Annotated in this window: 7 protein-coding genes; all 7 read right to left on the minus strand. The window is 72.2% G+C overall.

What is annotated here, in order from left to right:
- Positions 1-399 precede the first annotated feature (399 nt).
- The gene (gene glgX, locus OG943_RS17835) at positions 400-2,547 is read right to left on the minus strand and encodes a glycogen debranching protein GlgX (RefSeq protein WP_328610906.1); all 2,148 of its coding nucleotides are present in this window, start codon (positions 2,545-2,547) and stop codon (positions 400-402) included.
- A gap of 80 nt (positions 2,548-2,627) precedes the next feature.
- Positions 2,628-4,370: a malto-oligosyltrehalose trehalohydrolase gene (treZ, locus tag OG943_RS17840; RefSeq protein WP_328612088.1), complete on the minus strand. Its 1,743-nt coding sequence runs from the start codon at positions 4,368-4,370 to the stop codon at positions 2,628-2,630.
- Positions 4,367-6,724, minus strand: a complete 2,358-nt coding sequence (treY, locus tag OG943_RS17845; RefSeq protein WP_328610907.1) for a malto-oligosyltrehalose synthase — start codon at positions 6,722-6,724, stop codon at positions 4,367-4,369. The genes treZ and treY overlap by 4 nt, the downstream gene beginning before the upstream one ends.
- Positions 6,721-8,850, minus strand: a complete 2,130-nt coding sequence (gene glgX, locus OG943_RS17850; protein WP_328610908.1) for a glycogen debranching protein GlgX — start codon at positions 8,848-8,850, stop codon at positions 6,721-6,723. The genes treY and glgX (OG943_RS17850) overlap by 4 nt, the downstream gene beginning before the upstream one ends.
- Positions 8,851-8,924: 74 nt before the next feature.
- On the minus strand, positions 8,925-10,904 hold the full coding sequence (gene malQ, locus OG943_RS17855) for a 4-alpha-glucanotransferase (protein ID WP_328610909.1): 1,980 nt from the start codon (positions 10,902-10,904) through the stop codon (positions 8,925-8,927).
- 246 nt (positions 10,905-11,150) lie between these two features.
- The gene (locus tag OG943_RS17860) at positions 11,151-12,554 is read right to left on the minus strand and encodes a M1 family metallopeptidase (RefSeq protein ID WP_328610910.1); all 1,404 of its coding nucleotides are present in this window, start codon (positions 12,552-12,554) and stop codon (positions 11,151-11,153) included.
- Positions 12,551-13,954 carry a M1 family metallopeptidase gene (locus OG943_RS17865; RefSeq protein WP_328610911.1) on the minus strand — a complete coding sequence of 468 codons (1,404 nt, stop codon included), beginning with the start codon at positions 13,952-13,954 and terminating at the stop codon, positions 12,551-12,553. Before OG943_RS17865 ends, OG943_RS17860 begins: the two co-directional genes overlap by 4 nt.
- Positions 13,955-13,974 lie beyond the last annotated feature (20 nt).

The following is a 13,974-nucleotide window of genomic DNA, read 5'->3' on the forward strand; positions in this document are numbered from 1 at the left end:
CCTTGACAGCGGGGCCTTTCCCGAAGATACCCGCCACCCGGACGGGGGAAACCACTCCGTACGGCCGAAGTTCTTTCACGTTACGGGTTTCGCCGCGCCGGGACCCGCCGCGGCGAAACCGTGAACATCACGCGACTTTTGTGTTTCGCGCCCGCACCGGCGGCCGAAACTTCACTGCCACACCTCCGCCGCCCTCCGCCGCTCTCCGCCGCCTCTCCGCCGCATTGCGGGAAGCGCCCCAATGCCACATTGGTTGCGTTGAACGCACCCAATGTGGCGTTCGGTGCGTTCAACGCAACCAACGCCACATTGGGGTGCTTGAGGCGACCCACCGGACAGGCGAGCGGACGGGGGGCGGGGGACGGGAGACGGACGCGCGGGCGGGAACGAGCGGCACCGTCACGGCGTTTGCGGGCCTTCCACGATGTCGCGGGGAGCGCGCAGCAGGAGCAGTGAACGGGCCTCGACGGTGATCCGGCCCTTCGGCTCCAGCACGCCGGGGTGGGCGGGGGTGCCGTCGGCGGTGCTGGTGTCGAGGGTCGGCTTGTAGGTCTCGCCGTACTCGCGGCTGGGCAGCACGACGTCGAGCGGCTCGTCGCCGGCGTGCAAGACCAGCAGCCACGAGTGGTCGGTGACCAGCGCACCCTCTCGGTTGCGGGCCTGGCTGTTGGAGCCGTCGATCCACAGGCAGAGCGAACGGCGGTCCTCGTCGAACCAGTCGGCCTCGTCGAACTCTTCGCCGTCCGGCCGGAACCACACCAGGTCCGGCTTGCCGGTGACGGTGGTCCGGCCCTCGAAGAACTCCGGCTGGCGCAGCGCGGGGCTCTCGGCCCGGATGCGCACCAGCCGCCGGGTGAAGGCGAGCATCGGCTCCGACGCCGCCGACGGCGTCCAGTCGAGCCAGGACGTCTCGTCGTCGAGGCAGTAGGCGTTGTTGTTGCCGCCCTGGGTGCGCCACATCTCGTCGCCCGCGGTGAGCATCGGCGTGCCGGTGGACAGCAGCAGCGTGGCGAGCAGGTTGCGGGCCTGGCGGGTGCGCAGCGCGAGCACGGCCGCGTCTTCGGTCTCGCCCTCGACGCCGTGGTTCCAGGACCGGTTGTCGTTGGTGCCGTCGCGGTTGTCCTCGCCGTTGTCCTCGTTGTGCTTGTCGTTGTAGGACACCAGGTCCCGCAGTGTGAAGCCGTCGTGGGCGGTGACGAAGTTGACCGACTGCCACGGCCGGCGCAGGTTGTGGTCGTAGAGGTCCGACGACCCGGAAAGCCGGAAGGCTAGGTCGCGGACGCCGGTGACGCCGCGCCAGAAGTCACGCACGGTGTCGCGGTAGCGGCCGTTCCACTCGGCCCACTGCGCGCCGAAGTCGCCGACGCGGTAGCCCTCCCCCGTCGCGTCCCACGGCTCGGCGATGAGCTTGCAGCCCGAGAGCACCGGGTCGGTGGTGATGGCCGTGAGCATGGTCGAGTCGCGGTCGAACATGCCGCCGCGCGGGCGGCCCAGCGTGCTGGCCAGGTCGAAGCGGAAGCCGTCCACGCCCAGCTCCTGCGTCCAGTACCGCAGCGAGTCGGTGACCAGCCGGACGACGGTGGGCGAGCCCGCGTCGAGGGTGTTGCCGCAGCCGGTGATGTCGGCCATGTGCCCGCGCTTGGTGTGCAGGTAGTACGCCGGGGCGTCGAGCCCGCGCAGCGACAGCGTCGGCCCGTCCGGCCCGCCCTCGCAGGTGTGGTTGAACACGACGTCGACGATCACCTCGATGTTGGCCGCGTGCAGCGCCGCCACCATGGTGCGGAACTCCTCGACCTCACGGCCCGGCTCGCTCGCGTAGCGCGGGTGCGGGGCGAAGTAGCCGAGCGGCGAGTAGCCCCAGTAGTTGTGCCGGCCCGCGCGGATCAGCGACGGCTCGTCGGCGAACGCGTGCACCGGCATCAGCTCGACCGTGGTGACGCCGAGCCGGGCCAGGTGCTCGATCGACACCGGGTGCGCGAGGCCGAGGTAGGTGCCGCGCAGCGCCTCCGGGATGAACGGGTGCTGCTCCGTGAACCCCTTCACGTGCACCTCGTAGATCACCGACTCCTCGAACGGCACCTCCGGCTTGGCGCCGGTGTCCGGCCCGCCCGGCGACATCACCACCGAGAGCGGCACGCTGCCCAGTGAGTCCACAGTGGACGCCGGACCGCGGGCCGGGTCGCCGACGAAGCCCTGCGCGGCGTGCAGGTTCGTCAGCCGTCCGGTGACGCGGTAGGCGTACGGGTCCACGAGCAGCTTCGCCGGGTTGCAGCGCAGCCCGCGCGACGGGTCGTACGGGCCGTGCACGCGGTAGCCGTACCGCTGCCCGGGGGTGACGCCGGGGACCAGGCCGTGCCACACGCCGAAGGTGCGCTCGGTGAGCTCGATGCGGCGCTCGGAGCCGTCGTCGGCGATCAGGCAGACCTCCACCGCGTCGGCCACGGCGGAGGTGACGGCGAAGCGCACGCCGCCGGCCTCGGGGTGGGCTCCGAGCGGGAACGGTCGTCCGGCGAGGACCTGGGTGTCGGATGCGGGTCGCGTGGCCATGCCCCGATCCTTGCAAAGACCGGGGCCCGGTGGGACCTGAGCGGGTCCGGGTCAGGGGTGGCCCCTGGCCCGGGCCGCCCTCACGGACCGGTGGTGACCAGCGCGAACGACTCCCCCGGCAGGTGCACGGTGGCCCCGCCCGCGAGGTCGGGCCCGGGCGTGCCCCAGCTCAGCAGCACCTCGCCGGCTGTACCGCCCAGCGGGACGGTGACCTCCTCGGCGCCGAAATTGCACGCCAGCCGCAGCGCGCCGCGGTGCAGCACGAGCCACGACTCGTCCGGCGCGGCCTGCACCACGAGCCCGGCCAGCCGGGGGTCGGCCAGCTCCGGGCGCTCCCGGCGCAACCGGATCAGCGCCTGGTACAGCTCGAGCATCTCGCGGTGGCCGTCCTGCGCCGGTTCGGCCCAGTCGAGCCGGGAGCGGGCGACCGTGGCCGGGTCCATCGGGTCGGGCACGTCGGCCTCGCCCCAGCCGTGCCGGCCGAACTCGCGCCGCCGTCCCGTGCGCACCGCCTCGGCCAGCTCCGGGTCCGGGAACGAGGCGAAGAACTGCCACGGCGTGCTCGCGGCCCACTCCTCGCCCATGAACACCATCGGTGTGTACGGCGAGCAGAACACCACCGCCGCGCCGCAGGCGAGCTTGCCCGGCGAGACGGTGGCCGCGAGCCGGTCGCCGGTCGCGCGGTTGCCGATCTGGTCGTGGTTCTGCAGGTAGGCGAGGAACCGGTGGCCCGGCACCTTGTGTGTGTCGAGGGGGCGGCCGTGCGTCCGCCCGCGGAACGAGGACCAGGTGCCGGCGTGGAAGAACGCCTCGCGCAGCGTCTTGGCGAGCGCGCCCGGCGCGGCGAAGTCGGTGTAGTACCCGCTGGCCTCGCCGGTGAGCCGGACGTGCAGCGCGTGGTGCAGGTCGTCGGACCACTGCGCGCCCAGCCCGTAGCCCCCGCCGTCGCGCGTCGTGACGAGCTTCGGGTCGTTCTGGTCGGACTCCGCGATCAGCGTGAGCGGCCGCCGCAGCGCCGCGGACAGCTCCTCGACCTCGGCCGCCAGCTCCTCCAGCAGGTGCACCGCGCGCTTGTCGACCAGCGCGTGCACGGCGTCGAGCCGCAGGCCGTCGGCATGGAAGTCGCGCAGCCAGCCGAGCGCGTTGTCGAGCACGTACCGGCGCACCTCGTCGGAGCCCGGCCCGTCGAGGTTCAGCCCGGCGCCCCAGTCGGTGGCCCCGGCGAAGTACGGCCCGAACCGGTCGAGGTACGCGCCGGACGGGCCGAGGTGGTTATAGACGACGTCGAGCAGCACGGCCAGCCCGCGCGCGTGGCACGCGTCGACGAAGCGCTTCAGCCCGTCCGGCCCGCCGTAGGGCTCGTGCACCGCGCCCCACAGCACGCCGTCGTAACCCCAGCCCGCGGTGCCGTCGAAGGAGTTCACCGGCAGCAGTTCGACGTGCGTGATGCCGAGGTCGGCGAGGTAATCGAGCCGCTCGATGGCCGAGTCGAACGTGCCGCCCTCGGTGAACGTGCCCAGATGCAGCTCGTAGACGACGCCGCCGGGCAGCTGCCGTCCGGTCCACCCGCCGTCGGTCCACGCGAACGCCGAGTGGTCGTAAACGCGGGAGGCCTCGTGCACGCCGTGGGGCTGGCGCAGTGAGCGCGGGTCCGGCAGTGGCTTTTGGTCGGGCTTTTCGTCGTCGCCGAGCAGGAACGCGTAGTCGGTGCCGGTGACGTCGGCGTGCCACCAGCCGCCGGTGCCGGCCGTCATCTCGTGGTCGGCGCCGTCAACCCGCACCCGCACCCGCTCGGCGTCGGGCGCCCACACCGTGAACATCAGGAATCCCCTCGTACCAGCAAAGCCACCGGGTAGCGGTCGAACAGCGGCGCCGCGGCCGGCCGCTCACCGACCGTGTGGCCGGTGAGCGCATCGGTCCAGACGCCCTCGGTCAGCGGCAGCACGGTGTCGCGCCAGCCGCCGTCGCGCGCCAGCCCGACCGGCAGCCGGGTGACGGCCACGGCCAGGTCCTCGCCGCGCTGGAACGCCAGGAGGTGGTCCGCGGCGGCGCCCTCGGCGTGCAGCGGCCGGTAGCCGGTGAACAGCTCCGGCCGCTCGCGCCGCAGCGTCAGCGTCTTCTGCACCACGAGCAGCTTGGCCGCGCCGGTCTCGTCGACCTCCGGCAGCTCACCGGCCAGCACGCGACCGAGGATCTCGCGGCGTACGGCGTAGTCCACCTCACGCCGGTTGTCCGGGTCCACCAGCGACCGGTCCCACAGCTCGGTGCCCTGGTAGACGTCCGGGATGCCGGGGCCGGCCAGCTGCACCAGCTTCTGGCCGAGCGAGTTCACCCAGCCCGGCCCGCGCACGCGGCCGACGAACGCCTCGACGTCGGCGGCCAGCTCGGCGTCGCCCAGCACCTGCCCCGGCCACGCGGCGACGGCCCGTTCGAACGGCTCGTCGTGGTCGGTCCAGGTGGTGCGGAGCTTCGACTCCTTGGCCGCCTTGTCGAGGTAGCCGGCCAGCCGCTCCGCGCTGATCGGCCACGCCCCGACGAGCGTCTGCCAGGCCAGCAGGTTCAGCGCGGGCTCGTCGATCGGCCGGCGCGCGGTCCACCGCCGGACCGCGGCGGCGAACTCGCCGGGCACCTCCGACAGCACGGCGAGCCGGGCCCGGGTGTCCTCGGAACGCTTGGTGTCGTGGGTGGTCAGCGTGGTCATCGTCGCCGGGTACGCCGCGGCGCGGTTCTCCGCCAGCCCGTGGAAGTCCGCCACGCCGAGGCCGAACCGGTCCGGGTTGCCGCCGACCTCGTTCAGCGCGGCGAACCGGGTGAACCGGTAGAAGGTGGTGTCCTCGGTGCCCTTGGCCACGACCATGCCCGACGTCTGCTGGATCCGCGTGGCCAGCCCGCCTTCGGGCTCGCCGCGCACCTGCGTGTCCAGCGCGTCGAGCGCCGCGCCGAGGTCCGGCCGCCGGGTCCGCGCCAGTTCGAGTGCGGCGGCCCAGTTCTCACCGCCCTCGGGCAGGTACGAGCGGTAGACCGGGAACGCGATCATCACCTCGGCCACCGCGGCCCGCGCGGCCTCGGGCTCCACCCCCGCTGACGGTCCGTCGCTGCCCTGAAGGCCACCTTCAGGGACGTAAGTGCCCTCAAGGTGGCCTTCAGGGCGTCCGGTCAGCAGCGCGGCGATCCGGCGCACCTCGGCGACCAGGATCCGGTCGGTGACCAGGCGGCGGGCCTGCTCCTCGACGGCGTGGAAATCCGTCCGGCCGCCCAGCTCGGCGGCCAGCCGCGTGAACGCGGGGGCGGCGGCCGGGTCGACGAACACCCCCGCGATCTCCCGCAGCGCGTCGTAGCCCGTGGTGCCGTCCACCGGCCAGCTCTGCGGCAGCGCTTCGCCGGGGTGCAGGATCTTCTCGACCACGAGCCACGCGTCCGGCGCGCCCTCGCGCAGGCGTTTCATGTAGCCGCCGGGGTCGGCGAGGCCGTCCGGGTGATCCACGCGCAGCCCCTGGACGTCACCGTCGGCCACCCAGCGCAGCACCTCGCCGTGGGTCTCGGCGAACACCTCGGGCTTCTCGACGCTGACCGCCGCGAGGTTCGTGATGTCGAAGAACCGCCGGTAGTTCAGCTCCGCGTTGCCGCGGCGCCAGCCCACCAGCTCGTAGTGCTGGCGGTCGTGTACCTCCCGCGGGCTGCCGCCGCCGGTGCCGGGCGCGATCGGGAACCGGTGGTCGTAATACACCAGCTCGTCACCCTCGACGGCCAGCTCCGAGACAGCGTCATCGTCACCGAGGACCGGCAGCAGCAGGCGGGCGCGGCTCCAGTCGATGTCGAAGTACCCGGCGTAGGCGGAGTCACGGCCGTGCCGCAGCACGTCCCACCACCACGCGTCGGCCTTCGGCACCTCGACGGCCATGTGGTTCGGCACGATGTCGACGACCAGCCCGAGCCCGGCGTCCTTGAGCCGCGCCGACAACGCCTTCCTGCCCTCTTCGCCGCCCAGCTCGGGCCGCGCGCGCGTCGGGTCGACCACGTCGTAGCCGTGGGTGGAGCCGGGGGTCGCGTCGAGCACCGGCGACGTGTAGAGCGCGCCGACGCCGAGCTCGCGTAAGTAATCGACCAATTCGGCGGCGTCGCCGAAGGTGAACTCCGGCCGCAGCTGCACCCGATAGGTCGAGGAAGGCTTGGTCACGCGTCGTCCTCCCCCGCGGTCCGCTGGAGCACGACCAGCGAGCGCGCGGCCAGGTTCAGCTTGCCGCCGCCGGGCACCAGCTCGCCGTCGGTGTGCTCGACCTGGCCGGTCGCGGTGTCCACGACCACGGTCCACTCGCGGCCGTAGCCGTTGCCCGGCAAGGTCATCGCGATGTCCTCGTAGTGCGCGTTGAACGCCAGCAGGAACGAGTCGTCGACCACGCGCATGCCGCGCGGGTCGAGGTCCGGGATGCCCTCGCCGTTGAGGAAGATGACCACGGACTTGCCGAAGCCGTCGTCCCAGTTCTGCTCGGTCATCTCCTCGCCGGCCGGGGTGAACCAGGCGATGTCGCCCAGCTCCTCGCCCTTGCGGATCGGCTTGCCCTGGAAGAACCGGCGGCGCCGGAACACCGGGTGCCGGCGGCGGAACGCGGTCAGCCCGGCGGTGAACTCGACCAGGTCGGAGTTGGCGGACGCCAGCTCCCAGTCCATCCAGGACAGTTCGGTGTCCTGGCAGTAGGCGTTGTTGTTGCCCTCCTGGGTGCGGCCGAACTCGTCACCGTGCAGCAGCATCGGCACGCCCTGCGAGAGCAGGTTGGTGGCGAGCAGGTTGCGGCGCTGGCGGGCCCGCAGCGCGAGCACCTCCGGGTCGTCGGTCGGGCCCTCGACCCCGCAGTTCCACGAGCGGTTGTCGTCGGCGCCGTCGCGGTTGCCCTCGCCGTTCGCCTCGTTGTGCTTGTCGTTGTAGGACACCAGGTCGTTGAGCGTGAAGCCGTCGTGCGCGGTGACGAAGTTGATCGACGCGAACGGGCGGCGGCCGTCGTCCTGGTACAGGTCCGAAGAGCCGGTGATGCGCGAGGCGAACTCGCCGAGGGTGGCCTGCTCGCCGCGCCAGAAGTCGCGCACGGTGTCGCGGAACTGCCCGTTCCACTCCGTCCACAACGGCGGGAAGTTGCCCACCTGGTACCCGCCGGGGCCGACGTCCCACGGCTCCGCGATCAGCTTCACCTGGCTCACGATCGGGTCCTGCTGCACCAGGTCGAAGAACGTGGACAGCCGGTCGACGTCGTAGAACTCGCGCGCCAGCGCGGAGGCGAGGTCGAACCGGAAGCCGTCCACGTGCATCTCGGTGACCCAGTAGCGCAGCGAGTCCATGATCAGCTGCAGCGTGTGCGGGTTGCGCACGTTCAGCGAGTTCCCGGTGCCGGTGTAGTCCATGTAGTACTGCGGGTCGTCCTCGACGAGCCGGTAGTAGGCCTCGTTGTCGATGCCGCGCATGGACAGCGTCGGGCCCAGGTGGTTGCCCTCGGCGGTGTGGTTGTAGACGACGTCGAGGATCACCTCGATGCCCGCTTCGTGCAGCGCGCGGACCATGCCCTTGAACTCCTGCACCTGGCCGCCCTGCCCGGGCATCGCCGCGTAGCCGTCGTGTGGCGCGAAGTAGCCGATGGTGTTGTAGCCCCAGTAGTTGCGCAGGCCCTTCTGGTCCAGCCCGTGGTCGGTGACGAACTGGTGCACCGGCATCAGCTCGACCGCCGTGACGCCCAGCTTCTTCAGGTGCTCCACCACGGCCGGGTGCGCCAGCCCCGCGTACGTGCCGCGCAGCCGTTCCGGCACGAACGGGTGCGTCATCGTCATGCCCTTGACGTGCGCCTCGTAGATCACCGTCTCGTGGTACGGCGTGCGCGGCGCGCGGTCGCTGGCCCAGTCGAAGAACGGGCTGACCACCAGCGAGTACGGCACGTGGCCCGCGGAGTCGTCGTCGTTGCGCTGCTCCGGGTCGTCGAAGCGGTAGCCGAACAGCGCCTCGGTCCAGTCGACGCCCCGCGAAAGCGCCTTGGCGTACGGGTCGATCAGCAGCTTGGTCGGGTTGCAGCGCAGGCCGCGCTCCGGGTCGTACGGGCCGTGCACGCGGAACCCGTACCGCTGGCCGGGGCCGATGCCGAGCAGGTAGCCGTGGTGGACGAAGCCGTCCACCTCTTCCAGGCGGGCCCGCGTCTCCGTGCCGTCGTCGTCGAACAGGCACAGGTCGACGTGCTCGGCCACCTCCGAGAACAACGCGAAGTTCGTCCCCACCCCGTCGTAGGTGGCGCCGAGGGGGTAGGGCGTTCCTGGCCAGGGCCGCACGGGGCTCTCCTTGGTGCTTCGGTTCCGACGGAGGACTGATCTACCCACCGGGGCGGGTCTCGAACCACGATCCGCTATGGCAGCGGCCGGGCGGCCTTCAACGGGGCGACGGCCGCGTGCACACGGGGATCGGCGAAGAACCCGTCGACGGTGACGGGCAAGGGAATCCGCCAGTTAGGGTACTGGTCGACGGTGCCGGGCAGGTTCGGCTGCCGCCGCTGCCCGACCACGTCCGCGGGCGAGGTCAGGACCAGCCGCGACGCCGCCGAGGCCAGCAGCGTGTGCAGCGCCACGACCAGGTCGCCGTCCGGGATCCCTTCCCGCGCAACGAGGTCCAGCAGCGCGGCGCGCTCGGCCGCGGCCCCGGCGTACTCCTCGGCCACCGGCCGGTCGAGCAGGCCCAGCTCGGCGCGCACCCGCACGTGCTCGGCCGCCAGCCAGCCGGAGACCGTGGGCAGGTCGTGGGTGGAGATGCTCGCCATCGCCTCGGGGTCCCACTCCGCCGGGCGGACGAACGGCTGGCCGGGCGCGTCCCAGTCGCGCTGGAACCACAGCACGGCGGAGCTGAGCAGGCCGCGCGCGTGCATGGTCTCGGTGACGACGTCCTCCACCGTGCCCAGGTCCTCGCCCACCACGACGGCGCCGGCCCGGTGCGCCTCCAGCGCGAGCACGCCGAGCATCGCCTCGGCGTCGTAGTGCACATACGTGCCGCGGCCGGCGGGCTCGCCGGGCGGGATCCACCACAGCCGCCAGAGCCCGGCGATGTGGTCGACGCGGATGCCGTCGGCGTGCTGCAGCACCCCGCGCACGACGTCGCGGAACGGCGCGTACCCGGCCTCGGCCAGCCGGTCCGGGCGCCACGGCGGCAGGTTCCAGTCCTGGCCCTGCTGGTTGAACGCGTCCGGCGGCGCGCCGACGCGGACCTTCGCGGCGAAGACGTCCCGCAGCGCCCAGGTGTCCGCGCCGCCGGGATGGACGCCGACCGGCAGGTCGTGCACCACACCGACCGGCATCCCGGCCTCACGCGCGGTACGGCGGACGTCGTCGAGCTGCTCGTGGCAGAGCTGCTGCAGCCAGCCGTGGAACTCGACGCGCCCGGCCAGCTCCGCGCGGGCCGCGGCGACCTCGGGGCCGGACGGGTCGCGCAGCGGCTCCGGCCACTCACGCCAGTCGGCGCCGTGGACCTCGGCGAGCGCGCCGAACGTCGCGAAGTCCCGCAGGTCGCCGTCCAGCTCGACCGGGCGCGGGTGGTGCGGGCGGAGCAGTTCGAGGGCGCCGCGCTTGGCCGTCCAGACGGCGTCGTAGTCGATCAGGTCGCCCGTGCCGCCGGGCGCGAGGGCGAGCACCTTGGCGCGGGTGTCCTCGTCGGCGTTCGCGAAGGCCTCGGTCGCGGTGACGCGCAGGTAGATCGGGTTGGCGAAGCGGCGGCTGGACGGCGAGTACGGCGAGCGCTCGACCGGGTGCGCCGGGCTGAACGCCTGCACCGGGTTGACCAGCAGCACCCCGGCGTCCAGCTCGGCGGCCGAACGCCCGGCGACCGTCTTGAGGTCGCCGAAATCGCCCATCCCCCACGAATCGCCGGAGTGCAGCGAGTAGAGCTGCAGCATCCAGCCCCACGCGGGCGGCACGTCGGGCAGCTTCGCCGGGACGACGGCGAGCGGTACCCGCTGGTCGGCGGTGACGACGTGGTGCCAGCCCAGCGGCAGGCCGGCGGGCAGCGTGGTGCCGACGTCGCGGGTGGTGCCGTCCTCCAGCTCGACCGTGGCGGCCCGGCCGAGGTCCCGTTCTTGCCCCTCGCGGACGACGAGCGTCGGCGGCAGGGCGGTGCTGTTTTCGTTTTCGCGGACCGTGGCGAGCGCCGCTGCGACGGCCTCGGGGGTGCCGGCGTCGACGTCGAACTGCGCGAGCACCGCGACGACGACTTCGGCCTCGACCTGGACCTCGACCTGGTCGGAGTTCTCGTAGCGGGTGGCCACGCCATAGGCGGCGGCCAGCTCGGCCAGCTCGGGCGGGACGGCGTTCTCGGGTGCCTCGTCGGCGGCGGGGCTCTGCACCGGTCCAGTCTCTCGGGCGGTGCGGTGGCGCGCCAATCGCCCCTCCGGGCGGCACCCGAATGCCGAGCAAACGAAAGCGGTAACCGGCCAGTCGGGGGGCGTGCCGGCCGGTTACCGCCACACCACCACAGAGGGCGGCGCGGGACCGGAATGACGCGTGGCCCGGCAGTTCACCCGTTCGAGTGGTCCAGTCCTGCGGCTGAAGGACTCGTGAGTGGCTATGACGGTTAGAACCGGCATAAGCACTCACGAGTCCTTCAGCGGCCCCGGGTGCAGGTACGGCTCCGGCGGCATCACCGTGCTGTGCGCCCACGCCTGGAAGAACCCCGACAGGTCCTGCCCGGCGTCGTGGGCGGCGAGGCGCTCGAAGTCGGTCCAGGAGGCGTTGCCGTCGCGGTGCGCGGCGGTCCAGTGGTGGAGCAGGCCGAAGAACTTGCCGTCGCCCATGGTGCGGCGCAGCGCGTGGAGCATGAGCGAGCCGCGGTCGTACAGGGCGTAGTCCAGCGGGCGGTCCTTGCCCGGGTCGTACAGCGGCACCGCCCAGTACGCCGCTTCGCCGACGTGCTGGGCGACGATGTCGCGGTAGGAGGCGTCGAGGTCGGCGCCGTTCTCGGCCTCGTCCCAGAGCTGGCCGGTGTACTGGGCGAAGCACTCGGCGAGGCAGCCGTCGCGCCAGTCCGAAAAGGACACCGAGTCGCCGAACCACTGGTGGGCCAGCTCGTGCACGGCGGAGGCGTCGAAGAACGCGCCGTCGTAGGTCGGGCGGGTCTGCGTCTCCAGCGCGAGGCTGCCCTCGGTCGCCTCCGGCGCCACGACGATCGACCCGGTCGAGTCGAACGGGTACGGGCCGAACGTCTTGGCCAGGAAGTCCATGATCTTCGGCACCAGCGCCTCGGAGTCCGGCAGGTAGGTCGTGTTCTGCCCGTACGCGTTGATCACCGGCGTGCCGTCCGCCAGCTTCGACGTGTGCACGGTGAACTTGTCGATCGCCATCGTCGTGGCGTAGGAGACGATCGGGTGATCCTCGTTCCACCGGAACGTCTTCAGCCCGCCGCGCTCCGACGTCGGCCCCGGCAGCCCGTTGCCGATCACCGTCCACTCGGCCGGCACCGTCGCCTCCAGGTGCAGCGCGGCCTTGTCCGACGGGTGGTCGTTCAGCGGGAACCACGCGGTGGCCGAGTGCGGCTCGCCGGTCACGTCGACGCCGCCGCCCTGCAGCTTGTGCCAGCTCGCGCCCATCGGCCGGCCGGAGTAGACGACGCGTACCGCGAAGGTGCTCCCCCGCCGGACGCGCGACGCCGGCGTGATCACCAGCTCGTGCGCGCCCGACCGCGCGACCGCTCGCGCCGGCACCCCGTTCACCGTCACCGAGCTGACGGTGAAGCCCTCCAGGTCGAGGTTGAACCGGTCGAGGTCCTGCTTCGCCGACGCGTGCACCGTCGTGTCGCCGGCGAACGAATCCGGCTTCGCGGGGTCGTAGGAGACCTTCACGTCGTAGCGCGAGACGTCGTAGCCGCCGTTGCCGTCCTGCGGGAAGTACGGGTCGCCGACGCCGTCCGAGCCGATCGCGGGCGGTGGCGCCATACCGAGGGCGGCCGTGCTGCCGGCGACCAGCGCCAGCGCCGCGACCTTGTGCCACAACGGGTTCACTGCTTCTCCTTCAACGATCCGGGGTAGAGGTATGGGGCGGGCGGGATCACGGAGCTGTGCGCCCACGCCTGGAAGAAGCCGCCGAGGTCGTGCCCGTACTCCTGCGCCGCGAGGTGCTCGAAGTCCGCCCACGACGCGTTGCCGTGGCGGTGGGACGAAGTCCAGTCGCGCAGCGTCCGGAAGAACACCGCGTCGCCGACCGTGCGCCGCAACGCGTGCAGCATCAACGGCCCGACGGTGTACGAGCCGCCGTAGAAGGACTCGCCCGGGTCGGCCAGCGGCGTCTTCCAGAAGTCCGGGTCCGACTGGCTCGCGGTGACGGCGGCGCGGTAGTCGGCGTCGAGGTCGTGGCCCTCTTTCGCATCCCGCCACAGCCATTCCGTGTACGTCGCGAAGCACTCCTTCAGGCAGATGTCCGACCAGTGCGCCACCGAAACGCTGTCGCCGAACCACTGGTGCGCGACCTCGTGCACGATGGTGGTGAACTGCGCGGGCGCGACCCCGCCGGGGTACACCGGCCGGTCCTGCAGCTCGAAGCCGCCGCCCTCCTCGCCGGGGTAGAAGATCCCGCCGATCGAGGAGAACGGGTACGGGCCGTAGCGCGCGGTGAGGAAGTCCATCACCTCGGGCAGCCGGTCCTCCAGCGGCTTCGCGGACTCCGCGCCGGCCGTGTAGGCGTCGACGACCTGCGTGCCACTCGCGAGTTTCTTGGTGTAGACGGTCATCTGGTCGATCACGACGCCGGTGAGGTACGACGCCACGGGCTGGTTCTCCGTCCACCCGAACGTCTTCTTCCCGTCCCGCACCACGGGCGGCGACGGCACGCCGTTGCCGACCACGTTCCAGCCCGGCCGGTCCGGCAGAGTCACGGCGAGGTGGAACGTCGCCTTGTCCGACGGGTGGTCGTTCACCGGGTACCAGCTCGACGCGGAGTGCGGCTCGCCGAACGCGTGCACCGCGCCCTTGGCGTCCGCGGTCATCCAGAAGAACCCCGGTGTGCCGGAATACCGCACGCGCACGGTGAAGTGCCGGCCGTGCGGGAGCGGTTTCCCCGGTGTGATCACGAGTTCGTGCTCGCCGGTGCGGGTGAACGCGGCGGGCGCGCCGTCCACCGTCACGCCCTGCACGGTGAAGCCGTCGAGGTCGAGGTCGAAGCGGCTCAGGTCCTGCGTGGCCACGGCGGTGACGGTGGTGTCGCCGGTCAGGAAGTCCGGCTTCGCCGGGTCGTAGCCGATCGCGACGTCGTAGTGGCCGACGCGGTAGCCGCCGTTGCCGTCCTGCGGGTAGAGGGGGTCGCCGAGCCCGTCCGAACCCGGTCCCGGGACGGCGCTCGCGGCGCCGGCGGTGAGGACGAGGATCGAGCCGGTGGCGGCCGCGGCCGCCCATACTCTCGTGAACACGGCGCCAGACTCGCAGAAAT

The sequence above is a fragment of the Amycolatopsis sp. NBC_00345 genome (assembly GCF_036116635.1).
In the GTDB taxonomy this organism is placed as follows: Bacteria; Actinomycetota; Actinomycetes; order Mycobacteriales; family Pseudonocardiaceae; genus Amycolatopsis.